Genomic DNA, 24,938 nt, shown 5'->3' with positions numbered 1-24,938 from the left:
ACTTTGCTTTTAGGCGACAAACGTCTTGAGCCGGAAACAGCTTATGCACTGGCTCAAATTATCAAAGCAACTTATCGTTATTTGTTAGAGTGAAACTGCCAAAGGGTACATGAAACATGAGCGAGAAACTCTAGAAGCAGTTACTAGAATCTCTGCGCTTGGGTGTGCCAGAGCAGGAAAGTGCAATGGCGATCGCTTTTGCCCTAGCGTTAGATACTGAAAATATCGAGATCCAACAACGTCAAATTGCTTGGTTACGCGAAGTGCAGCCTGCTGAGTTGGTAGAAAAAACCCTGGAATTGAGCAGCCAAATTAGGCAGTTAAACCCCATCCATCTTGAGAACTGGAGTTTTACGAGAAAAAATATTACTGTATATAGATAAGTGTAGCTGCGTAGTGAAGTGGGGATGCTGAAAGTAGAATGCGATCATTGGAATGAAAGTGCTTCTTCTTTAAGAGAAGTAGCCTTGAGAGCGAAGCATATTCGCACACGCGAGCGGCTAATGGCTTTATACGAGATATGTAACCGGAAAAGTGCAACAAAAGTAGGACAACAAACAAATCGAAACCCCCAGCAGAGTTAATTCAACGCGTTGATTTATTTCAAAAAGATATCAATTCCAAGCCTTTTGATATTAGCGATCGCCTATGGGTAAAAAATCATCTCGAGTCCGATGAGGAAAAACTACGGGTTTCAATTTAGACGAGGTTTAGTTTCGTCAGTCAACAGCTTGAAAATCAAAAATTGTTAAATAGGTAGGCATGAATAAACCTAACTATCTAACAAAACGCAAAATCGTCAAAGTTCTTGTGATTGCTTTTCCACCAAACGCTAAGTGTAGCTTGTATCGACCTACTAGTACGTTGCACTCAGTTTCACTGGCAGTGACATACTTAATAAATTTTCCCACCCACTTAATATAGCTATTATATATATATAAATATCTACCAGTTTTTATTTGCAGTAAATGGATAGTAAAGTTAAATTATTGACTCTTAGTACCGTAACACTTGCCCTTTCTTATTTGACAATTGGGACAGTACTAGCACAAGGAAAACTGACAAATCAATCAAAATTGTCCATCAATGGTATCGGACAAGTAAGAGTTGGGATGACTGTTTCCCAAGCGTCAAAGGCTGCTGGTACTAAGCTAGTGGGCGATCCACCCAATAACAATTGCTACTATGTTAAGCCACAAAATGAACCCAAAAATCTTTCATTTATGGTTACAGAAGGTCGCATTTCTAGAGTAGATGTGCAGCAGAATACTCAAATTACTACCCTTAAAGGTGCAAAAATTGGCGATACCGAAGCACAAATCAAGTCTCTTTACCCAGGACAAATTAAAGTCACACCTCATAAATACGTCCAAGGCGGACACTACTTGACATTGATCCCGAAAGACCGTGCTGATCAGAAATATCGTGTGATATTCGAGACTGACGGTAAGCGTGTTACTCAGTTTCGTTCAGGTAAACTACCAGAAGTTGAATTTGTTGAGGGCTGTTCTTAATTTGAGATATTATCAAACTTACTTTCTTAGCAATCCGCAAGTTGCGTAGCTTGCCGCACTTCTCTACGAGACGCTGCGCGTAGCTTGCTTCCACGAAGTGGTACGACATACTTCGACTGCGCTGCTTCGGCTACGCTCAGCACAAGTCAGTACAAGAAGCTCAGTGACCACCGTAGGCATCGCTGCACTTTACTCCCAAGATGATACTATGCAGTTAAGCGTGATTGAGGGGTGATACAGTGCCGTACAGCGCCTTTAATCTTAGCAAAGTAAAAACAGACTTTTTAAATTAATCTTTATTGAAAATCAAGATTTATTTGTAGATGTGCAGACAGTTTCACCTAGTGAATATTTAAATTTGATTTTCTCTGAGCATTTCCCATTGGTGACAGCAATAAATACAGAAAAAGCTCGTTCTGAACTAATTATTATGCCTGTTTTAATTGAAGTTAAACGCTTCTTTAAATACCAAGTTAGTATATTTTATGGTTCAGAGTTTAATGTAGATGTTTCTAAAGGCTTAGAAGGGCACTGTGATTTTATTCTCAGTTGTTCACCAGAACAATATGATATTACTAGCCCTGTCGTGACCATTGTGGAAGCCAAAAATGAAAGTATTAAATCTGGTTTAGGGCAATGCATTGCGACAATGATTGCATCTCAATTGTTTAACCAGCAACAAGGAAATATTATCAATGAAATTTATGGTGTAGTTACAACAGGAACAGATTGGAAATTTCTCAAACTTTGTGACAATACCATCTTTATCGATAAGAACGATTACTTTATTAAAGAAATAGACAAAATCTTAGGGATTCTGACAATGACTCTGATGGCTTGTCCTCAATTTTAGTTTGGGGATGGTTCGTACCATCCCCCTTTTTTATCTTTCCACTTCATCCACTGCCTTGGGAACTCCCGCAGTTAACACTTCATGTCCATTAGATGTAACTAACACATCATCCTCAATCCGAATACCAATGCCAACCCATCGAGGATCAGTCTCTGGTTGGTCTTCTGCTAGTTTGGTATCAGGCACAATATATAGTCCCGGTTCCACTGTCAAAATTTGACCTGGTTGCAAAATCTGCGGTTTATCTTCACCGTGCTGATAAACTCCCACATCATGGACATCTAACCCTAACCAATGACTGGTGCGATGCATATAATATGGCTTATATTTCTCTTCTTCAATTAACTTATCAATTTCACCTTTGAGGATGCCAAGTTCAACTAAACCTTCGGTGAGAACGCGCACTGCTGTATCATGAACTAATTTGAAGGGATTACCTGGTTGCACTTGAGCGATCGCTTGTTTTTGCGCCTCTAAAACAATCTCATACAGTGTCTTTTGTTCTGGTGTAAATTTACCCCCAACAGGAAATGTCCGGGTAATATCCGAGTTGTAATAACCATAAGCACAACCGGCATCAATTAGCAGTAATTCTCCATCCTGCATTTGACGATTATTTTCAATGTAATGCAGTACGCAAGCATTCACGCCGGAAGCCACAATCGAAGGATAAGCCGGGCCTAATCCACCCCGCACTCGAAAGATGCGTTCCATCTCCGCCTGAATTTCGTACTCATAACGTCCGGGTGCGGTGATTTTTTGTGCATAATTGTGTGCTTCCGTGGCGATCGCAGCTGCTTGACGCATCAATTCCAACTCAGCTTCACTTTTGATTAGTCTCATGCTGTTGAGAACAGAACCAGTATCTTCAATGGCGATCGGCCCAGTACCGCGCTTAGGGTAAGTCCGTAGTAAACTTTGGTAATGTCGCAGGATTTGGTCATTGAAAGTGCGATCGCGTCCTAAGTGATAATAAATCCGACTGGCTTTTTCCAAATACTGCGGCAACTTTTCATCTAACTCGCTAATGGGGTACGCTTCATCAGCACCATAAATTTCCTTCGCTGCATCTACCCCTGAAAGATAACCAGTCCATACTTCCTTTTCGCGATCCTTTGGTTGGACAAACAGCACAAACCGATGTTCTAAATGATGCGGCGCTAACACTGCTACTGCTTGTGGTTCATTAAAACCAGTTAAGTAAAAAAAATCACTGTCTTGACGATAAACATACTCGACATCATTGTGCATTACTGCCATTGGCGCACTGCGAAAAATGGCTGTACCATCACCAATTTTTGCCATTAACTGCTCGCGACGCTGCCGATATTCTGCTTGCATAGTTGATGTACTTTTAATATTATTGTATTATTTGACACTTTAAGTAACTAGCAGATGCACAGATTATGCCTCTTAATAGTTGCTAATTTAAGTTATTCTAACCAATATTTGTTTCCCCTCAAGTTATAAATCATTAGAGAAGAATTAATTATCTCGAAACACTTAGATTTTCTAGTTTTTAAGCAACTCGGAAATCTTGTTGTTATCAAATAATTTAGGATCTTCCTGAAATAATTTATAACCCTTTATTTTATCTAATTTTTGGTATTTAATAAATTTCACAACACACAGTAAAAAATATGTTCACTCAACCTACAACAAAAAAGCGATCGCTTACGTAACCAATAAATATAAATTAAGTGTCTTAAATATACAAGTAGATTTTTGATACAACATTTTATGACTTACGCAAAACCCCTCCCAAACTCTCATTTCTCCATGACCTCTGCGTTGCGCCAGTTGCTAAAGAGCAAGAATGCTAAAAGCGAACAAGTCTCTTAACTGCAAGGGCGCACTGGCTTATCTGTGGTACCCTGCCTTAAGCCGATGCAGCGTCTACGTTTTCCGTTACCTGTGCCTAAGTCCTATATTTAAATGTCAAAGAAAATAAATAAAACAATCAAACTTTATCTATAAAGCATCATATATAAAATACAAAATAATATTTTGCAATTGCTTGTATAAAACTTGAACAACTTAGAAGAATAGTTTAAAATCAACAAATATTTATCTTCAAAAAATGACATTAATAAAGAATAAATAGTTATAAAGAAAACCTGAAAAACTGGTAAATGTTATTTTGTTACAGAAAGAGATTGGCAAAAAAAGTTAAAAGAATATAACAACCAATCATAAAAATAAACCATGTCTGGAAATCAAAATTCCTCACCTTTAGCTTTGAATACATTTCGATTAGTATCAGATTCTTTTGCAAAATCAGAAATCTTGACAACTTCTCTTAAGAGTTTAAATTATGATTTGGGGTTTGGAAGTAAGAGTTCTTCACTAGCACTAGAAAGTGAACCGGTGACTGCACCTGTTAAAACATCAGCAAATCCCAATCCTAATCCTTATTTAACTAGTGCAGCGATTACTCCTGACTTTAACGGTGATGGTAAAACAGACAAAGTTTGGGTCGATTCTACAACTGGTGAGATTATCATTCGGTTGATGGATGGCACAAAAGTTATCGACCAGGGTTCTCTAGGTAAATTCGACCTATCCGCCTATGATTACAAAATTGCTGACTTCAATGGTGATGGCAAAACCGACTTCTTATTACGCAATAAGACAACCGGTGAAAATGCCATTGCGCTGATGGATGGAACCAAAGTTGCTAATTCGGCTGCTCTAACCAGTGTTGACCCAGCTTGGACTCCTCAGATTGGCGATTTTAATGGCGATCGCAAAACCGATATCTTCTGGCATAATAATCAAACCGGTGAGAACGCTATTTGGGAGATGGATGGCACCACAGTTCTGAATGCAACTGTTTTAGATAAAACAGACCCAGCGCTAACTCCTAGCATTGTTGATTTCGATGGCAATGGCAAGAGTGATATTTTCTGGCGCAATCCGACAACCGGCGATAACACCGCTTGGTTTATGGATGGTACGCAAAAGACTGAGCTTGCAATACAATCACAAGACGCCGCTTGGACTCCTACCCTTGGTGATTTTAACGGCGACTATAAGACTGATATTCTATGGAGAAACGCTCAAACCGGTGAGAACAAAGTTTGGACGATGAATGGGATCATAGTTACAGAGGGTGCTTTGAAGACACTTGACTCAGCCTGGACTTCTAAGATTGGCGATTTCAACGGTGATGGCAAGACCGATATCTTCTGGCACAATGGCACCACTGGCGAGAACACCGCTTGGTTGATGGATGGTACAACAGTTGCCACTGAAGCTTTCTTACCGACTAATACCGCGGCCTTGACACCATCCCTTGGCGACTTCAACGGCGATGGCAAGACCGACATCTACTGGCGCGATCAGACAGCAGGTGCAGACAAAATTTGGACTATAGATGGAACGACGGCGGTTGAGACTCCTATCAGCGACGCAGATAAGCTTGGTGGAGAGTGGTATACGTTCTAAAACCTAGAAACAAGAGTCATTCAATTTTAGATTTTAGATTTTAGGTTTTTCGTTCAATCAAAAATCCAAAATTCAAAATCTAAAATTGGCAGAGTCAGGAGTCATATCTAGGACTTATGCACTGTACAAATTAACCATAATGTGATTTACGGTATTTAGTCGTTTCAAGCGCTTGGCATAATTTTGATTTATTCGCAACATGAGTGACGCCGAATAGCCCGTCGTAGACATAGCTAGTTGCTAAACATAGCTGAAACACCTGAATTGCATGTAGTATTTATGTACGATGCGTAACTCCTAGAAACGACTCAACCAGAACATTAGCGTCGGCTTGCCGATACTTCATCCAAATCACCAGTGAGAAATCCAGGTCAAGCGATATCTGAAGAATTGTTCTCAAGAAAAATTAATTTTAGAAATTAGGCTTTATCTACGGTATCTAGCGGTTCCCTTGAGTACAACAGTCTTATATGACGTTGGTACCACTGGTACGCCACGAACTAAATTTCCTTCAACTTGCTGAGTAGCTAAAATGGCTATGGCTTGGACAGCAAGTTCATCTGTAGTGCTGACTAAGTTGATATCTGGTAAGAATAAGCTCAGTCTGACTATACTTCCGAGAACAAAATTCAAGTTTGGTGGTCTGCTAATAATTACTGTGAGTAATGTATCATTGATTCCATCAGTGGTTGATGTCTCAATTTGATCGCCACTGAAATTATGAGAAATTTTTTCAGTTTTGTAATCAAGCTGTGGAACTCCATTAACAACTGAATACTTGATCTCAATACCTTCACCCTTAAGTTCAAACTCATTTGCTTTTTGCACAGGAATAAGTGCTTTTGCTGGCTTTGTGGATTTGGGAATCAAAAAAGATAACAGTGATGTGGTGGTTAAGCCAGTCACAAAGGTGAGAGCAGTCTTTAAAATTTGACGGCGAGACGAATTGGGGGATATATCTTTAAGGTTAGGGTTCATAATTGCGAAATGCCAAAAAATAAAATTATGAGCTTTTCAATTCTCTCAAAAAATTATCTAATTTTAATGACAAACTGATGATTTCTTGGTCTATAGAGAATAAGCATTTCTTATTTAAACCTGAGTTCTACGTAAGAAAATTTCCCAAAACATTATACATAAAGCTTTCGGATGAAAAACGCATTCGTGCTTTGTGATCAACATGTCTCTTATAATGAGAATAAACACTCTGTTCTCAAAAAATAGGTTTAATTCTGAATATTTTTTCTAGCTCAATTGGTTTAAAAGCTGATCATACAAGCTTTTTAAGCTAATTTATTATATCGAACTCAGGTTAGCAAGGGAAAGGGTTGGGGTGGTGTGCTTTTATGATGGGCAATTAGACGGACATCATATCAGCAGCTAGGGGACTGGAATCATTGATTATTCTCCCTCATCCACTCATCCCTACTCCTCAAAACTTGTAGCTCAAAACCTCAATTTCCCCATTTTCCGGCAATTTACCAGGGCTAATGGAAATAGTATCTGTGTTACTACGTTGCACTGTCATACCTTGCATCAAGGTCAGAAAATCATCCAGTGGCGAAAGATCGCACTTAGCAGCATCAGCGGCCTGTGTCCGGTAATGGGTTGGAATCACCAACTTGGGATTTAACACTTGAACAGCCTGCTTCGCTTCCTGGGCATTGTAGGCTTTTGCACTGCCTCCCACCGGAATAAATGCTACATCAGGACGCCCCATGAGAATTTTTTGCTCAATGGAAATGGGTGCAGCAGCTCCACCTAAGTGTAGAATATTAATTCCGCCTTGCTTCCAACTCCAAGCGGTATTTGAACCGAACTGCCTACCACCTTTGCGATCGTGGTCTATGGCAATTCCTTGAAACTTAATACCTTTGAACTCGTAAACTCCTGGCTCGTAGATGAGTTTTGCATTTCCCGGTAGTACATCCACAGCACCTTCATCTAGCAGTTGGCTGCTAATCAATACTAAATCTGCTGCAACTTTTGGGGGACGATACCCAGCTGTACAGCCGATTGACCGAAATGGATTAACGAGAATTTTCGCACCGCCACCAGTAAAAAGAAAGCAAGTATGACCCAACCACTGAACTGATAAACCGCTAGATTGTGCGTCAGCTTGAGATTCAGAACCCAAGTTAGTAATCAAAGCTGTGACTAACCCCGCCCCAGCATAGCCCATCAACTGTCGTCGTTTCATTAATTATGCTCTCGACTGTAACTGTTGGAGAAAATTTCGCAATAACTGTTTTCCTGAAGATGTCAGGACACTCTCTGGGTGAAACTGGACGCCCTGAATATGAGGATAGTTCCGGTGTCGTACTCCCATAATGGTGTTATCTTCAACCCAAGCGGTGATTTCTAACACATCAGGGCAAGTCTCACGTTCGATCACCAAACTATGATACCTGGTGGCGGTTAAAGGATTTTCTAATCCTCGAAAAACCCCCACCCCAGTGTGAGACACCTGAGAGGTTTTGCCATGCATCAACTCTGGAGCAGGAATTATTTTACCACCGAATACTTGACCGATGCTTTGATGTCCTAAACAAACACCCAAGATTGGCAACTCTTGTCCTAGCTGTTCAATCAATTCTAAAGAAATACCGGCATCTTCCGGGCGACCAGGTCCAGGAGAAATAACCACGGCTTCGGGCTTTAATGCTTGAATTTCATCTATGGATATCTTATCGTTACGAAAAACTTTAATATCATCTGCTACTGGGAATTCTGCTGCCAATTCTCCCAGATACTGCACTAAATTATATGTAAAACTGTCATAATTGTCGATAACTATAATCAAAGCTCATCACTCCTGGTTTTTACAGAGATACTGACTCAAAGCCCTTTACCCAGGATGCTTGGCACGAGCGCCTCACTTTTCAATTGCTTATAATGTGTTCTCCAGGGGATTGGACAGAGTGTGATCCTCTTATCAGCTCACTTGGCGACGCTTTGGTTGGGCTACGCCAAAGCAAATCACGTCTATAAAGTCGATATAATTAACTTTACCAGAGGAGGGAGCAGGAGCGTACCAGCTACCAGCACTGCTACCAAAGCAGAGACAAGCACTGCGCCAGCCGCACAATCTTTTGCAATTTTTGCCAATTCATGGTATGTCTGCTTAACGGTTAAGTCCACAAGAGACTCGAGCGCTGTATTTAGTAACTCTAATGCCAAAACTAAACCACTAGTTACACCAATTACCGCGATTTCCACGGCTTGCAGATGTAGAAAAACGCTTAAAGCGATCGCCAACGCGCAAACACTTACGTGGATGCGAAAATTACGTTGAGTTTGAAAACTATAACTGATTCCAGCCCAAGCATATTTAAAACTAACAAATAAATTAGAGGCTACTTTCCAGGAGAATTCCCGTTCGTTAGACACCAGTGTTTGTAACGAGGTGGGCGTTGGTGATGGAGAAATTTTTTGGGACATACACTTAAAAAGACAAAAACAGAGTTGCTACAGTGGGAATATTTGCTGATTTTAATGGCGGAATTAACTTTGAGGCAATCTTTAAGCAATTTTCCACAGAAGTATTATAAAAGTATTACCCAAAATTAATATTAAAGAATACATGAACTCTTGCTATTCCATGTCAATAGCAATACCTATTGCGTTCAGCAATCTCACTTGCTGTTCTAACATTCGCCCCAAACTTTCTTCATCAGGATGATCCCAGCCCAAGAGATGTAACAAACCGTGACTAGCTAACCAGGCTAGCTCAGTTGGTAAGCTATGTTCCTGCTGTTGAGCTTGACGTTGTGCTGTATCTACAGACACGATGATATCACCTAAGTATAATGATACAGAAGCAAGCATCTCTTTGCTTTGAGGAAAATCCACCTCCAAAGCAGCAAAGGCTAAAACATCTGTGGGCTTATTTTGTTGACGATACTGGGCATTCAGTTCTTGAATTTGCGAATCATCTGTCAAACGCAGCCCGATTTCATAGCTTGGCGCTGGCGGAATACAAGGGTGAAGTATTTCCAACCAGTGATTAAACCAATTTTCCCAAGTTTCAGGAGGAATTCGGGAATCAGTGTCCTCAATTTTTACAGATGTTGTTGGGGACAACTCGTAAAAATCATCTTCCACGTATAGTTCAACACTCAGGGGCACACAGTCTCCTAGTCTGAGGTTTACGGTTTTTCGTTAAGACTCTCCTTTGTCAATTGGTCATTTGTCCTTTGAAATATAAATAACTAATGACCAGAAAGAAAAAGGTACAGAGCAAGTAAATTTATTTATGGTTACTGAGTTTACGGTGAGCATCTCGGCTTTGCTCGATGGAACCGCAGTCGAACTGTGTAGCCGAAGTATGGGGTTCAAAATGTTTGACTTTTGACTTTTGACAATTCGACTACTTTGACTACGCCCAACTCTACCAGAGGCTGCGCCTTAAGCGTAGCTATGCCGCAGGCTTTACGACTACCAAGAGGACAAGCTCAGTACAAGTCCGCTCAGTGTTAACTTTTGACTTCCTCGAACGCGAGTGCGTCCGGTAGCGAAGGGGTTGACTAATGATTGATGACAACCCTCACCAGTTGTCTAATAGCTTAGTGAGTTAGGTAAGCTAGACCAACAAGGAGAGATAAAAGCCCTACAGCAGTCAACGCAAAATGCTTCAGGGAAGTTCCACCCTTTTGCACCATGTTTCGCATGGCGAGTTTGACGTAGCTAGGTTGAGGTTCTGTTGAAGGAGTGTTGCTCATAGTTATTTGTCCACAGACTCTTTTATAACTGTAACAGTTGGTCTAGCATAGAATGGCGATCGCCTGTATATTACCAAAGAATTTATCTAAAAACGCCCCAATAAGAAGGAATGCTATGCAATGTGTACGACGGGCTACGTCTACGCGAATTTTAGAAAAATAAATCACAAGGGCTAAGTAATATTAAAATTAATTACTTAGCCCTTGTAAATAATCATAATTTATGCTATTTAACTTTCTACTAATTTATTTTCTTGGCGTAGATAAGCTTGAATAAATGTATCAAGTTCGCCATTCATCACATCATTAATCGCTGTTGTTTCTGTATTTGTACGTAAATCCTTCACCATTTGGTAAGGGTGAAATACATAGTTACGGATTTGGTTTCCCCAGGAGGCTTCCACCATATCGCCACGAATTTCGGCAATTTCTTGGGCGCGTTGCTCCTTGGCGATGACCAACAACTTTGCTTTGAGGCGATTTAGAGCTTTTTCTTTATTTTGCAGCTGCGATCGCTCCTCTGTACAGCGCACGGCAAGACCAGTGGGAAGGTGAACAATCCGCACAGCAGTTTCTACTTTGTTGACGTTTTGTCCACCTTTTCCACCAGAGCGAGTTGTGGTGATTTCCAAATCTTTATCTGGAATATCCAATTGCACAGAGTTATCAATCTGCGGCATCACTTCCACCCCTGCAAAACTGGTTTGTCGCTTGCCGTTGGCATTAAAAGGTGAAATCCGCACTAAGCGATGTGTACCCATTTCTGAACGCAAGTAACCATAAGCATAGCGACCAGTAATTTCTAGGGTTGCCGATTTAATTCCGGCTTCATCACCCTCTGACTCTTCAGCTAAAGTTACTTTATAGCCGTGAGCTTCGCCCCAACGGGTGTACATCCGCATCAGCATAAATGCCCAGTCTTGGGCATCTGTGCCACCAGCACCAGCAGTAATTGTCAGTACAGCACCTTCTGCATCATAGGGGCCAGAAAGTAACTGTTGTAATTCCCACTGATCCAGGTCACGATTCAGCTTGATGATGGTAGATTCTGCTTCTTGAAGTAGCGCCTCATCAGTTTCTAACTCCAACAACTCAACAACTGCCTTTGTATCTTCTAGATTGGCGTGCCAGCGATCGTATTGCTGGAGGTGGGCTTTCAGGTCATTGAGTTCTTGCAGCGTTTGTTGAGCCTGAGTTTGGTCATTCCAGAATTCCGGCTGTGCTGATATTTTTTCGAGGTCTTGAATTTTGGCTGTCAGTGCAGGTACGTCAAAGATAGTCCTGGGTTTTACCCAGGCGGCCAGACAACGTTTCGATTTCGCGTTTGAGTTCTAAAACTTCCATAGTGCTTGCTGTAATGAGAGATAGAGCGCTTTGGATTGGAAAATTGCTCTTTATTCTACTTATGTTTCTTGATTTTAGCTGTAGTTGGGCAAATTTTTTCTACACTATTTATATAAGACGGCTTATGTGAGTTGAAGGCTGAAACAACCTAGTACGCCACGGCGTAAATAGAGTAACCATCTAAAATCACTAAAAAGCTTATTCTATAATACTTTTGACTTTTAACCCTTTGACTACTTCGACTGCGCCCAACTCTACCAGAGGCTGCGCCCTAAGCGTACCTATGCCGCAGGCTTTACGGCTGCGCCCTTCGACTACACTAGTCGAAGGGCGTAGTCGAAGTAGTCTAAGTGTCAAAAGTCACGCATTGAATAATTTATCAAGCCTATACTTCGGCTACGCAGTTCGACTGCGGTTCCATCGACCAAAGCCGAGATGTTCACCGTCAACTCAGTAACCATAAATAAATTTACTTGCTCCTAGAGACATAGCAGTGCTACGTCTCTACAAGGGTTCTGGATAATGCATATTTAATTTTAAAAGATGTCTAATAGCTAGAGATATTTTTAAGATTCAATCTTTACTTGATTTTTAACTTACCAAATCAACCAAGGCGTTCCTTCCAAAGCGGACTATAGATGAAACTGAACAACCGCGATAATTCTCAGAGGTGAATACTGATAGGGTGATATTAGCTTGACCAGGATCTAAGATGCGTTTTACCTTGCAGATTTGCATTTTGTTGTTGCAGTAAGCAACAATGCGATCGCCAGCCTTGACTTCTAATGCTTGAATTTTCAATTAATACCAACCTTGCCAGGAATTTGCTTCGTTAAAGCAAAATATATTGTTATATTTTAATTTTTCAATTCCCAATAGCAATGTTTATTTAAGTATAACATAAAAATTAAAGTTTTTAATTTTAATTAATTTAATCTTGATAATGTCAAGTTTATTTATACTCAAAACACTATTAAATGCTGGATTTTCACAAAACAAGGATAAAATCCGGATCTTAGCGCAGAAACCTCATCTGAAAAATCCAGATGGTGGGAAAGCTCCCATCCAATTTCTCTGGAGCTAAATTTTTTCGAGTACAGATTTTTTCTTTCTATGTTTTTGTTACAATCAATAAAATTTTTACTTAAAAATACCACTATGGCTTTATATGCTGAATTACATAGACATCTAGGCGGCTCGGTCGTACCAAGAGTTCTATGGCGATATTTTGAGCGACATTCTTCGGAGTTAATTTCCCGTTTTGCTGACTATTCACAATTTGAAGATTTTTACACCCGTCCACGCAACACTTTAGATGAGTATTTAGAATTACACACCCTGGTAGAAAGTGTGCAAACTGTTGAAACTTTGCCTTACTTTATCTATCGCTTGGTGCGGGGTGCTTACATCTTTGAAAATTTGGCTTATCTGGAACTGCGCTACACTCCCTATTTGCGGACACCTGAGCATCTAAATCAATCACAGAGAATTGACAAGATGGCAGAAATTGTGCAAGTAGTAGGGCTTGCCAGCCACCAGCCGGAATATCCGATTGTTACTAGCCAAATTCTCTGTATGCACACGCGCCTACCTTATGAGGTGAACAAGGCGATTGTTGATTTGGCGGCGCAAAATAAGCAGTATGTCTGTGCAGTAGATGTAGCTGGGGGTGATAGCTATTATCCTGATCGCTTAGAAGAATGGGTTAGCTTATATGATTATGCGCGATTGCAGGGCGTTAAAACCACTGGACATCTATATGAAACCACTGCTGGCTGTTACCCCGAACTATTACCCTATCTAATGCGAATCGGTCACGGCATTCAAATTCCCCTACTGTATCCAGAGTTACTTAATGATGTAGCTAGACGCGGACAGTGTTTAGAAGTTTGCCCCACAACTTACCTGAAAACTGGTACTTTGCAAGATATACGCCAACTTAAATTAGTTTTTGACCGTTGTTTTGAAGCTGGAGTAGATATTGCTATCTGTACTGATAATGCTGGGTTACATAATGTGCGTCTGCCATTTGAGTATGAAAATCTCTTGACTTACAACGTTATCAGTTTTGAACAATTACAAGCTTGTCAGGATGCAGCTTTTCGTCATGCTTTTGCTTGGCCTTACAGTCAACGTCCCGCATCCCTGTTGAACGGTTTACTAAAACCTGAACTACCTAAAGTTTTGGCAACAAGGGATAGTAATTAACTATTAATCAAAATTTCTTGTGAATTCGCCTTCTGATCTTCTCTACTTAGCTAGCACCTAGAAGCTATAAACTATAATTTATGGCATCTACTATTCAAGCTCTACCAACGGAAGTCGTATATCTCATTACAGCTGGTGAGGTAATCGACTGTTTTGCTTCTGTGGTGCGGGAATTGGTAGAAAATTCCCTAGACGCAGGTGCAACGCGAATTGTGGTTTCTCTATGGCCACAGCAATGGCGAATTCGTGTTGCAGATAATGGTTGTGGAATGAACCTAGATGATTTGCAACAAGCAGCCACAGCCCACAGCACCAGTAAAATTCGCTCTAGTGCCGATTTATGGAAAATTAACAGTTTGGGATTTCGTGGTGAGGCGTTACATAGCTTAACAACTCTGGCAGATTTAGAAATTTTGAGTCGTCCTGTGGGTGGAAAATTAGGATGGCGAATTAGCTATAGCGATAGTGGGGAAGTAGTGCAAGTTGAAGTAACTGCGATCGCACCTGGTACAGTGGTAACAGTTTCCGATCTTTTCGGTAATTGCTCATCTCGTCGTCAGGGATTGCCCACAACAGCACAGCAAATGAAAGCCGTGCAAGTCACAATTCACCAAATCGCCCTATGTCATCCCCACGTTACTTGGCAGATTTGGCAAAATGACCGTAAATGGTTCACTATCTCTCCTGCCGCCACAACTGGGCAACTGCTACCGCAGATTTTACCGCAAGTACGACAAGGCGATTTGCAAGAAGTCAAACTAGAAATACCCAACCCTCTCAACTCCTGTACAGACGCGATTAATCGCGTCTCTACTGCTAACTCCTGTACAGACGCGATTAATCGCGTCTCTACTCCTAACTCCGCACTAAACTTAGTGGTAGGATTACCCGATCGCTGTCATCGTCATCGTCCAGATTGGGTACGTGTAGCTATCAACGGACGGATGGTTAAGACACCAGAGCTAGAGCAAACAATATTATCAGCATTTCACAGAACATTACCACGCGATCGCTATCCAATTTGTTTCTTACATCTTGCCATTTCCCCTGATCAAATTAACTGGAATCGCAATCCAGCAAAAACAGAAATTTACCTCAACGAAATCATTTATTGGCAAGAGCAAATTACCCAAGCAATTAACCAAGCACTTAGTATCTCTTCTACCAATCTCAAAGAAGCTATCCACACAACACGAGTGAGTAAATTACTCAAAGCCGCAGAAGCAAAAGGCAGCTACAATTTCAATTCTCAAAATCCTAACGAAAATCCCAAAACTCCTAACCCTTATACAGACGCGATTAATCACGTTTCTCCTAACTCCTTAAAAGCTGTCGCTCAAGTTAGCAACACCTATATTGTGGCGGAACATGCAAGTGGTATGTGGTTAGTCGAACAGCACATTGCCCATGAGCGAGTTTTGTATGAGCAATTGTGTGATAATTGGCAACTTGTCTTTGTCCAACCGCCAATCATTCTTTATCAATTGTCGCCAGCGCAAATATCGCAATTGCAACGCATCGGTTTAGAAATAGAACCCTTTGGCGAACAACTTTGGGCAGTGCGAAACATACCTGCACCTTTGCAACAGCGAGACGATTGTGCAGAAGCAATTTTAGAACTTAGTTGGGGAGGCGACTTACAAACAGCCCAAGTAGCTGTCGCCTGTCGCAGTGCCATTCGTAATGGTACGCCTATGAATCAACAAGAAATGCAAAGACTTTTAGATAATTGGCAACGCACTCGCAACCCTCGCACCTGTCCCCACGGACGCCCAATTTATCTATCTTTAGAAGAATCAGCTTTAGCTCGGTTTTTCCGCCGTAATTGGGTAATTGGTAAAAGTCATGGAATTTGATGTTTTCAGTAAGACTCTTTTACCTAATTTTTGCCCATGTACATTCACTAATTATTTGTCACTATTAACAGATTAATGTCAATTTTAACAAATTAATGTCCATTAGGCATTCTGGATCAGCCATATCAAAGATGAACTGCTGTGGTCACAATACCAGTTTAACAATGCATGACTTATTAACTAAGGATGTCGGCGCAAATAAACTGTACTGGTGAACGAAAGTGCGTCTTTGACCAGAGAGAGTCGTCATTTGCCATTTCTCAATGGTAAGGGTTTGGAGGCTATTTACGTAGTTACCTAATTTACCTGCAATCTTCTGTATCCTATAGGCGGAAGAAAATTGACAATATTTTGATTTTGTTACAGGTATTTTCAGGTAAATAGACCACGTGGTAGGGGCGCAAGACCTTACCACTCTATGAGGATTTGTGGTTCAAAGAAATGAAAATTGCTCTCTCGTTGACAAGTTTTTGTCCCATTAGTCCAAGAATTCCATGACTTTTACCAATCTTTCAACCCACCTATTTTTAAGAGAAGTTTGTAAAACTCTCCCCAAAAAAATTGTTAGTTTTTAGAGTTTTCTTTCAGCCCATCTCTAGCTAGGAATGCTTTTGAAACGTAAAAAAGTATTATTGTGCAAAGTCTCATTTTTCCTGATTTTAAACCATCTTTAACTGAGAAGGGTGTTGAAATACTTCTGATTGCTTTTGTTTTTTGTGTGTCCACTCCTTTCAACCCGCCTCTAGCTGGGAGGGGTGTTGAAACTTGGCAGCATGGTCATTCACATCCCACAAATTCATCTTTCAACCCGCCTCTAGCTGGGAGGGGTGTTGAAACTCTGCGCTTCAAACCCTTGATTTACCAATAGTTATGAAGGCATTTTTGTCACGTCTCCCAAAATCACCCGTCAGTCGATACTTAAAAAAGTAAATCAACTGACACATTAAAGGCTATAAACCTTATTAAACAAGCGATTTAAAGTTTTGGCAGCAGTCCCAGGGAAATCGCCCCCGCTTTACCATGCCAAAAAATAATTAAGGTGGGTTCCTCCTTGGTCGGAGGTGATTTAGTAGCCACCACTGCGGTAAACCCGCACCTCTATTACTGGGGGCGCACCTAATTCCTGTCCGCAAGGGACAGCAGCATCAAGGTGGGCAGCTACCAGGGTCAGAAAGCAAGACTGTTTAACAGCAGTCAAACTAACCCAAATTTACACAGTACAGAGGCTTGTTACAAGCATGAACTGCGGCGCTGTGAATTTTATTTTCTTATTCTATTGTCAAGGTTCGGTGTTTTGTCAATCAGTTTATTTTGCGGGAATGGTAAGCGGAGATCGCTAATTCTTTCGCTTTCTCTTGTGGACTACCTCGGATTGGCTGTTTTAACTCCTCTATAACAATTCCAGCTTTAGCAGCTGACGAGTGAATATTTGCCATCAATCTGCCGTAACTCCATTGATGAATGTTAACTCGGTACTGTTTGGCATACTTTTGTTGAACTTCTATTAAATCTGATTTTTGTTCAGCTTTGGCTTGAACCTCACTCTGAACTTGTTCTCGCATATTGTCCAATTTGGGTAGAACAATACTTCCAGCAGAGTATGTTTGGGCGATCGCAATAATCTCTTTGGCGAGTAATCTGTCAATATACTCCCCTAACTCCGATTCTCCAAACTGATTTGGTGCAGCAAGCGTTTGAGCTATTTGGCGTTGGTGGGATAAAAAATGCTTTTGCTGTCGCTGTCGATTTAGCAGTTTGTAATTATCACCCAGTAGTTGTCTGATGCTGCAATAGGTAATTACTTGACCTGTAGTGCCGTTTACTACTGCTAGTGTTGCAGGTTTTTCTAAGCCGAGGCTAATACCAACAAGAATATGAGATTGTCCTTTATATAAAAGTTTCGTGGGGCGAGGAAAAGGGTTATTAATCGTGTCTAGAGTAGAGTTTTGCCGTTTTATATGGGCTTGCTGTTCTTCATTAAGCTTGCCTTTGGCTTTTGTATTGATGATAATTTTAGCGATTTTTTCGGCTTTTTCTTCCCTTACTTGATTGGTTCCTTCAGTCGTCCATAGGCGGGTATCTACAGAACAGTAGAGGGTTAAGCGATTAACATTCCAAGGATCGCTTTTGCCTTCCTCTTCCTGCCAAGCAATACGTCCACTACGCAGGGTGAATAGGCTACTGGAGTGTTGATTTTTGCTATTTTTCTTAATTTGTTGATCTTCTAGGAAGCGTTGAAACCAGTGAAGTTGTCGAGAATCACAATAAACTTGAAAACTATGCTCACTCAAACCGTTGAATTTTACACAGATGCGCCCAAACTGGTTTTTAAACCAAGTCATGTCTTCGTTGGTTTCGTAAGCTACCGGAAAAGGTACTTTGCTAGATTGCCTTAAAAGGCTGTCTTGCCAAGATTTTGCCTCGGCTTCATTCGTTGGAACGTTATGAGTGGCAACAACAATAGTTTCTAACCATTTGGCATCGGTTAAATCTCGACCTTTGGGAATTCGTGTTTCTAGCTGTTCTCTGAGGCGTTCAATCTGAATTTCAAGTTTACGGCGACGTTGAGCAAATTTTTTAGCGTCTTCCTCTTTATGGTTGATTTTGCAACCATTTTTGAGTAAATAGCTGATGGCGCAACGAGTCAAGTTATTTTCTGTGTTGCGGTAAGTCTCAAATAAATTCTTTGATAAACTGTTGCTATCTGAATTTTGAGCTTTTTTGCGCTTTTTAGCTTTTTTTCCATTAGTTGATTGAGTGTCAGCATTATCGAGGAGAGTAAGTTGAACCAAAATTTCAGCAGCTTTAGTGCGAAGACTATCTAAGCTGACACCACTACTTTCTACCAATTCAACATCACTTTTGAGCATTTCCGACCAGCGAATTTTGCCTTCTAGTTGGTACTGCGATCGCTTCATCAGGGCAAACCATGATTTATATATGTAATTCACCAATGCGATCGCACTTGTATAAAACCGTCCAGGCTGACCAATGAAGCGAGGATCAGTTTTCAAAGGTTGGCAGAGTTCTTTGACAATACTAGTAGAGTGTTTGCCCTTTTGTCGCCAAGTCTCAAAATCTGGGTGTTGATTTACCTGATGCAGTAGTTCATTAATCAGTGGCGTATTTAGCTCTGCCATCAACTTCCATAGCTGGTGGCGTGATGATTCTGAGGCTACAAGACGGCACTGAATAGTGATTTGGCTCATCGCTTTAAAACAATATTGTCTAATACTAACACATTTGTATTAAACAAGTCTTCTGTAAAATAAATTGTATGCAGGAGACATTTTTTACAAGCAAAGAAGCTGCTGAAATCACAGGCTGCACCCTTCGTCAGCTACAGTATTGGCGAGAGAGGGGGGTGATTGTTCCTGTCATTAGTGATACTGGAACTGGACGTAGTATTTATTACTCAAAATCTAATTTGCTGGAACTGGCTGCAATGTCATATTGGCTATCTGTGGGGTTAAGTTTTGACATAGCCAGTACCACGCTGAAAAAGCTGAAAGACCAAGAGCCGGGGTTATTTACTTCAGGTAAAGGTAAGCGGTTTATGTTGTTGTCTCAAGCACAGGAGCGATCGCTTGAGCTTGTGGAGTTTGACAGAAAAAAGGCGATCGCATCTTTAGATGCAGGTAAACCTGTAATTCCCGTGTGGTTGGATGAAATTTATCAAAAGTTGGCGCTGAAGTTGGAAAAAAGTTAAAACTTCTGGGATAAAGCGGAAATGGCACTGACGCTGAGGGCTTCGTGCTAACTTTGGTAAGACAGGAGTGACTTGATGAGCGACTTTAGCAAAGAGACAGACGCACGCATTAATATTGATGATCTTCTCCGCCAAGCAGGATGGAACCCGGCTGATAAATCTCAGGTAATGACTGAGGTTTCGGCTCCAATGGCAGATGGTAGGAGAGGAAAAGCTGATTATCTACTGCTTGACCAAAGAGGTCGTCCCTTGGCTGTGATTGAAGCTAAGAAGCGTGCTATTGAGCCTTATGTTGCTAAAAACCAAGCGCTTCCCTACGCCCAGCAACTTCAAGCACCATTTATTTTTCTCAGTAACGGCGAACTGATTTATTTCTGGGACTATCAAAACGATGATGCCCGGATTGTTAATTCTTTTTTCTCACGGCGAGATTTAGAGCGATTGGTTGAAATGCGCTCAACCCGTCAACCTCTGGCTACAATCGAAATTCCTGAGTATTACACTCGACAGGGAGAAATTCGCTTAGTCCGTCCCTATCAAAGGGAAACTATGCAAGCAATTGACCATGCGGTTGAATTGGGGAAGCGGCGATTTTTACTCGAACTGCCAACTGGGACAGGTAAAACTGATTTAATTTGCCTGCAATTAAAACGCTTAATTCAATCGGGATATGCAGAAAAAATCCTGTTTTTAGTGGATAGGGAACAATTAGCTAAACAAGCATTAGAAGCAATTCAAGATGTTTTAAATCAGTATGGTAGCTACTGGCTCAAGCCGAGTGTGATCCGGCAAGAGCAGCAAATTACAGTTTGCTTACTCCAAACAATGATTAGCCGTTATCGGGAGTTTACTAGCGGCTATTTTGATGTTGTTGTAGCTGATGAATGTCACCGTTCGATTTATGGTGTTTGGCAGACTGCACTTACTCATTTTGATGCATTTCATATTGGTTTAACTGCTACGCCAGCAGCTTACATTGAACGGAATACTTTTGATTTTTACAACTGCCGAAATGAGCAGCCAGATTTTACTTACTCTATTCAAACGGCATTTGAACAAAAGTATCTTGTTCCCTATCGGTTCGCTACTGGCATTACTGAAATTATTGCTGAAGGGGCTGAAGTTGATGAGGTTTATTATGACCCAGCAGCTTTTGAACGCAAGTGGACTAATGAGGCGAGTAACCGCCTAATGATGCAGGAATTTGATAGGCTGGCTTGGGAAAATTATCAAGAATTAGCACCAGGACAAAAGATTGGGCCTGGTAAATCGATAGTATTTGCTTTGACAAAAAATCATGCGGCACGATTGACAAGATATCTGAACGAATTACATCCAGAATGTAAGGGGCATTACGCTGAAGTAATTACAAGTGATGTTGCTAATGCCGATGATTTAATTCGCCAGTTCAAATATGAAGATTACCCACAAGTTGCAGTCAGTGTGGATATGCTCAATACTGGCTTTGATTGCCGGGAAGTTTTGCATTTAGTTATGTGTCGTACAGTGCGGAGTCCAATTCTTTATCAGCAAATTCGTGGACGGGGGACAAGGACTGCGCCACATATTAATAAACGCAAGTTTGTTATTTATGATTTTTTCGGAAATCACGAATATTTTAATGATAGCGATACTGATATTTATGCTGAAACTGGTCGAGGTCATGTATCAATTAGAAGCAACCAGCAACAATCCCGTTCTCGGTCAGAATTAATTGAATTAGGGCTGAGGGATAGATGGCAGCAATATGTCAGTTATATAGAAGTAGGGACAGAAGGGGAGCGGGTTGATAAGCGTGATTATGTTACTAATTGGGAGCAAACTATTCAATCTGCTGTAACTAGCGATCCAACACTCCAGAAAATCCGGGATGGGGAATTGTTGACGGAAACAGAAGAAACGGAACTGGTGCGGCGCTTGAATACACCCCGATATTACTTTAATGAAGAAAACTTGCGGAGAGCTTACCGAAATTATAATGGTAGCCTGATTGATTTTATTCGGGCAGCATTGGGAACATTAAAGATTAAAAGCCATGAAGAATTACTGGAAGAAAACTTTAGAGCTTGGTTGGTTTCTCACTCTTTTGCACCAGCCCAAGCTCAGTATCTTTCTTTGTTAAAAAATCGCGGTATTGCCAAAGGTCAGCTAACCATAGATGATTTATTCTTGCCACCCCTCTCAGTTCTCAATGCTGCTGGTTTGGGTATAGAACTGTTTGGTGAGCAGGGATTGCGGGATATTTTTGATGAATTAAACCGCTCTGTGTTTACGGTGGATGCTACAGGTACAGAGGGTTAAGAGAAAAATATGGATCAACAAATTCGTCGCAAACTCAAACATATTACTGATACTTTGTGGGCTGGTGGGATAACAAATCCTGTCACTTACATTGAGCAAATTTCTTACCTGATATACCTGAAGCTGTTGGATGAAGAAGAAGCAAATCGGGAGTTACGCGCCCGTCTGACGGGTAATAATGGTAATGCTAAATTACTATTTCCCCAACAGGCGGAACGTTATCGCTGGTCAAAATGGCGTTTCAAGAGTGGTACTGAACTACGGGACTTTCTGCGGGATGAAGTTTTCCCCTACATGGCGAATTCTTTGCTCAAAGATGAGCCAAAAGTGGCAGAGTATTTCCGGGATGCGGTTTTAGAAATTAATGACCCGAATGTTCTCAAGTTGGTAGTTGATGAACTGGATACCTTGGATTTCCTCAAAATGGGTCAGGATGTCAAAGGTGATATTTTTGAGTATCTATTAACCCATTTAGGTCAATCTGCACTTAATGGTCAATTCCGTACTCCCCGACAGATACGGGCGTTTATGGTGGAGATGGTTGACCCTGATTTGGGGGATACTATCTGTGATTTGGCTTGTGGAACAGCAGGATTTTTGATTGATAGTATTGAGTATATTTTGGCTAAGTACAGCGAAAATCCCATAGAAGTGCCGATTTACGGTGAAGATTGGCTGGAAAAACGGGGGCTAACTTTGGCACAAGCAAAACAGCAAATCCCCAATCTCCAGACTTATCGCAAAGGAAATGGGGATAGATTACCTGACTGGAAACTTTTGGAAGAGTCGATTTATGGCTTTGATGTCTCCCGCCAGATGATGCGAATTTCCATGATGAACTTGGTGCTGCATGGAATTCGCAACGCCAAGCTGAAAGTAGCCAATGTATTGTCTGATATGGGGGGACTGACTGAAGATGATTTGCGCCGTCGCTATAAGGTGATGTTTGATAATCCCCCTTTTGCGGGAACGTTACCCAAAGATTCTATCCGTGCGGATTTACCGACAAATTCCAAAAAAAGTGAATTGCTGTTTTTGGCTGCAATCATGAAATCTTTAGTAGCGGGTGGAATGTGTGCGGTGGTTGTACCAGAAGGGTTACTATTTGGTTCTACTGGCGCTCATGTGGATTTGCGTAAAAAATTAGTGACAGAATTTGATTTATTGGCGGTGGTTTCTTTACCTGCGGGGGTGTTTAAGCCATATACAGGAGTGAAGACGGCGGTGCTGGTAATTCGCAACCCAATGGAATCTGCGGCGCGTCAGGTGAATCAAGTTTGGTTTTATGAAGTTAAAAATGATGGTTACGACCCTGATAAGATTTCCGCAGGGGGTAGACCAGAAACGCCAGAACTTAACGATATTCCCAATTTATTAAAGCAGTGGAAGGTTTATCGGGAGTCAGGTTTTTTGCAACCCCCAGGTGTGGAAAAGGGAGAGTTGTTAAAGCCAGGAAGTGAGGAACTCCGATGCTGGTGGGCATCTTTGGATACTATTGCCGAAAATGATTACAATTTAGCTGCTGGGCGTTATAAGCCACAGGTAACTGAGGTTGTTTCTGATGATGATCCGGTTGAGTTGATTCGAGAAGTTTTGGAAATTGAGCGAGAAATTGCCTCTAGTTTAGAAAAACTGCTTCATGATGTGGAGGCAGTTTCATGAAGTGGCTAAGTGTAAAACTGCAAGATATTCTTGAAGACGCAATCAGTGGAACTTGGGGTAATCCACCAGTAGGAACTGATTCAGATTATCCTGTTTTACGCTCAACTAATATTTATGATCGTCATCTCTCATTGGAAGATGTTGCATTCCGATCAGTCACTACAAAAGTTGTTAATAAGTATGCACTTAAGTCTGGCGATATTTTAGTAACTACTTCTTCAGGGAGTATTCAAATGATTGGGAAAAATGCTTTATTTAAGCATCCCCAAGATGGATACACTTATTTATTTTCAAATTTTACATATCGACTTCGCCCTCTAATTCCGTTTATAATTCCAGAATTTTTGCATTTATACCTGAATTCCCAAAAAGCTAAATCTGAATTAATTCGGATTCAAAATACTACTACAGGACTAAGAAATCTTAATACAAAACTATATCTTAATCAGGTTATTCCCTTACCTTCAATTTCTGAACAACGCCACATAGTCGGGATTCTAGAGCAAGCTGATGCACTGCAAAGAATGCGGGCTGAGGCTGATGCAAAAGCCGATCGCATTTTACCTGCGCTATTCATAAAAATGTTTGGTGAGCCGTCAACTTGGACAGATGCTAATACTGAAACTCTAGGGAGTTTAGTAAATATTCAGAGTGGGGGAACACCGTCGAAAAAAAATCCAGATTATTGGGATGGTAATATTCCTTGGGTATCTCCCAAAGATATGAAGCAAGATATAATTTTTGATTCTATTGATCATATATCTCAAAAAGCAATAGAAGAAACGAATATAAAATGTGTAGAGCCAGGTGCAATCTTAATTGTAGTTCGGGGTATGATTCTAGCGCATACCATTCCTATTGCATTAGCAGCTACTCGATTAACAATTAATCAAGATATGAAAGCACTTTATCCTAATTGTAATGATATTGATTCAACATATCTACACACTGCATTAAAAGCATCTAGCCGTAAAATATTGTCCCAAGTGGGTACAGCAGGACATGGAACAAGAAAATTTGACACTGATGAACTACTCAATCTGCCAATTTTAATTCCCTCTCAGGAACAGTTGAATAAATTCCAGATAGCAGTTATGGAGTGTAGAGCAAGTTTGGCTGGTATCAGTAAAACAAAAGAAAAACTAGAAAAATTATTTGATGTTCTCCTCCACCGTGCTTTCACTGGAGAACTCACCGCAAAATGGCGAGAAGCACACATGAAAGAACTGCTTGCAGAAATGGAAGAACAAGCAAAAGCCCTCAATTTGAGAGATAACGCAGATCCTCAGCAGCTTTCTCTGTTATAAAAATACTGACTTCAGA

The 24,938-nt window shown here is 40.9% G+C and carries 22 protein-coding genes; 11 read left to right on the top strand and 11 right to left on the bottom strand.

Going from position 1 to position 24,938, the window contains the following annotated elements; translation table 11 throughout:
- Positions 1-164 precede the first annotated feature (164 nt).
- The 3 genes from V7L20_RS14295 to V7L20_RS14285 all read left to right on the top strand — a co-directional run bounded on the left by V7L20_RS14295 (position 165) and on the right by V7L20_RS14285 (position 2,367).
- Positions 165-383, top strand: coding sequence for a hypothetical protein (locus V7L20_RS14295; RefSeq protein ID WP_334744718.1), 219 nt, complete (start codon positions 165-167; stop codon positions 381-383).
- Between the two features lie 585 nt (positions 384-968).
- A complete protein-coding gene (locus tag V7L20_RS14290) occupies positions 969-1,514 on the top strand; it encodes a hypothetical protein (protein ID WP_334744717.1) in 546 nt (181 codons plus the stop codon).
- Between the two features lie 325 nt (positions 1,515-1,839).
- Positions 1,840-2,367 (top strand): hypothetical protein, encoded by a 528-nt coding sequence (locus V7L20_RS14285; protein ID WP_334744716.1) that lies wholly within the window; start codon positions 1,840-1,842, stop codon positions 2,365-2,367.
- Between the two features lie 30 nt (positions 2,368-2,397).
- Here V7L20_RS14285 and V7L20_RS14280 read toward each other — a convergent pair whose 3' ends face one another.
- On the bottom strand, positions 2,398-3,708 hold the full coding sequence (locus V7L20_RS14280) for an aminopeptidase P N-terminal domain-containing protein (RefSeq protein WP_334744715.1): 1,311 nt from the start codon (positions 3,706-3,708) through the stop codon (positions 2,398-2,400).
- An 864-nt stretch (positions 3,709-4,572) separates the two neighbouring features.
- Between V7L20_RS14280 and V7L20_RS14275 the strand changes: the two genes are divergently transcribed.
- On the top strand, positions 4,573-5,814 hold the full coding sequence (locus V7L20_RS14275) for an FG-GAP repeat domain-containing protein (protein WP_334744714.1): 1,242 nt from the start codon (positions 4,573-4,575) through the stop codon (positions 5,812-5,814).
- A gap of 426 nt (positions 5,815-6,240) precedes the next feature.
- Here the strand turns inward: V7L20_RS14275 and V7L20_RS14270 are convergent, their stop codons facing one another.
- The 8 genes from V7L20_RS14270 to V7L20_RS14235 all read right to left on the bottom strand — a co-directional run bounded on the left by V7L20_RS14270 (position 6,241) and on the right by V7L20_RS14235 (position 12,680).
- The gene (locus V7L20_RS14270; RefSeq protein WP_334744713.1) at positions 6,241-6,792 is read right to left on the bottom strand and encodes a hypothetical protein; all 552 of its coding nucleotides are present in this window, start codon (positions 6,790-6,792) and stop codon (positions 6,241-6,243) included.
- A 454-nt stretch (positions 6,793-7,246) separates the two neighbouring features.
- Complete coding sequence (locus tag V7L20_RS14265; protein WP_334744712.1) at positions 7,247-8,014, bottom strand: MBL fold metallo-hydrolase; 768 nt, start codon at positions 8,012-8,014, stop codon at positions 7,247-7,249.
- 3 nt (positions 8,015-8,017) lie between these two features.
- Positions 8,018-8,617, bottom strand: a complete 600-nt coding sequence (locus tag V7L20_RS14260; RefSeq protein ID WP_334744711.1) for an anthranilate synthase component II — start codon at positions 8,615-8,617, stop codon at positions 8,018-8,020.
- 182 nt (positions 8,618-8,799) lie between these two features.
- The gene (locus V7L20_RS14255; protein ID WP_334744710.1) at positions 8,800-9,255 is read right to left on the bottom strand and encodes a diacylglycerol kinase family protein; all 456 of its coding nucleotides are present in this window, start codon (positions 9,253-9,255) and stop codon (positions 8,800-8,802) included.
- 153 nt (positions 9,256-9,408) lie between these two features.
- Positions 9,409-9,936, bottom strand: a complete 528-nt coding sequence (gene ybeY / locus V7L20_RS14250) for an rRNA maturation RNase YbeY (RefSeq protein ID WP_334744719.1) — start codon at positions 9,934-9,936, stop codon at positions 9,409-9,411.
- Positions 9,937-10,379: 443 nt separating this feature from the next.
- Positions 10,380-10,535 (bottom strand): DUF3285 domain-containing protein, encoded by a 156-nt coding sequence (locus V7L20_RS14245; RefSeq protein WP_334744709.1) that lies wholly within the window; start codon positions 10,533-10,535, stop codon positions 10,380-10,382.
- Between the two features lie 230 nt (positions 10,536-10,765).
- A protein-coding gene (gene prfB, locus V7L20_RS14240; RefSeq protein WP_334744708.1) for a peptide chain release factor 2 occupies positions 10,766-11,879 on the bottom strand; the annotation gives its coding sequence in 2 pieces (ribosomal slippage) (positions 10,766-11,806 and positions 11,808-11,879; 1,113 coding nt in all).
- Positions 11,880-12,470: 591 nt separating this feature from the next.
- Positions 12,471-12,680, bottom strand: a complete 210-nt coding sequence (locus V7L20_RS14235) for a hypothetical protein (RefSeq protein ID WP_334744707.1) — start codon at positions 12,678-12,680, stop codon at positions 12,471-12,473.
- A gap of 357 nt (positions 12,681-13,037) precedes the next feature.
- Here V7L20_RS14235 and V7L20_RS14230 point away from each other — a divergent pair, with 357 nt between their 5' ends.
- The 3 genes from V7L20_RS14230 (at position 13,038) to V7L20_RS14220 (ending at position 16,811) form a co-directional block, all read left to right on the top strand.
- Entirely contained in the window at positions 13,038-14,087 is a 1,050-nt protein-coding gene (locus V7L20_RS14230; RefSeq protein WP_334744706.1) for an adenosine deaminase, read from the top strand.
- Between the two features lie 80 nt (positions 14,088-14,167).
- Positions 14,168-15,943, top strand: a complete 1,776-nt coding sequence (gene mutL / locus V7L20_RS14225) for a DNA mismatch repair endonuclease MutL (protein ID WP_334744705.1) — start codon at positions 14,168-14,170, stop codon at positions 15,941-15,943.
- Positions 15,944-16,577: 634 nt separating this feature from the next.
- A complete protein-coding gene (locus V7L20_RS14220) occupies positions 16,578-16,811 on the top strand; it encodes a hypothetical protein (RefSeq protein ID WP_334744704.1) in 234 nt (77 codons plus the stop codon).
- 198 nt (positions 16,812-17,009) lie between these two features.
- Here V7L20_RS14220 and V7L20_RS14215 read toward each other — a convergent pair whose 3' ends face one another.
- Positions 17,010-17,141: a hypothetical protein gene (locus V7L20_RS14215; protein ID WP_334727016.1), complete on the bottom strand. Its 132-nt coding sequence runs from the start codon at positions 17,139-17,141 to the stop codon at positions 17,010-17,012.
- 103 nt (positions 17,142-17,244) lie between these two features.
- A complete protein-coding gene (gene cas12k / locus V7L20_RS14210) occupies positions 17,245-19,152 on the bottom strand; it encodes a type V CRISPR-associated protein Cas12k (RefSeq protein WP_334744703.1) in 1,908 nt (635 codons plus the stop codon).
- 68 nt (positions 19,153-19,220) lie between these two features.
- On the opposite strand from cas12k, the gene V7L20_RS14205 reads away from it, so the two are divergent.
- From V7L20_RS14205 to V7L20_RS14190, 4 genes are all read left to right on the top strand, one after another.
- Entirely contained in the window at positions 19,221-19,652 is a 432-nt protein-coding gene (locus V7L20_RS14205; RefSeq protein ID WP_334744702.1) for a MerR family transcriptional regulator, read from the top strand.
- Between the two features lie 75 nt (positions 19,653-19,727).
- A complete protein-coding gene (locus V7L20_RS14200) occupies positions 19,728-21,953 on the top strand; it encodes a DEAD/DEAH box helicase family protein (RefSeq protein ID WP_334744701.1) in 2,226 nt (741 codons plus the stop codon).
- A 9-nt stretch (positions 21,954-21,962) separates the two neighbouring features.
- On the top strand, positions 21,963-23,615 hold the full coding sequence (locus tag V7L20_RS14195) for a type I restriction-modification system subunit M (RefSeq protein WP_334744700.1): 1,653 nt from the start codon (positions 21,963-21,965) through the stop codon (positions 23,613-23,615).
- Complete coding sequence (locus tag V7L20_RS14190; protein ID WP_334744699.1) at positions 23,612-24,922, top strand: restriction endonuclease subunit S; 1,311 nt, start codon at positions 23,612-23,614, stop codon at positions 24,920-24,922. The genes V7L20_RS14195 and V7L20_RS14190 overlap by 4 nt, the downstream gene beginning before the upstream one ends.
- Positions 24,923-24,938 lie beyond the last annotated feature (16 nt).

This window comes from Nostoc sp. (assembly GCF_036916735.1).
Lineage (GTDB): Bacteria > Cyanobacteriota > Cyanobacteriia > Cyanobacteriales > Nostocaceae > Nostoc.
The sequence above is the reverse complement of the archived record's forward strand: the minus strand, read 5'-3'. Positions and strand labels throughout refer to the sequence as shown.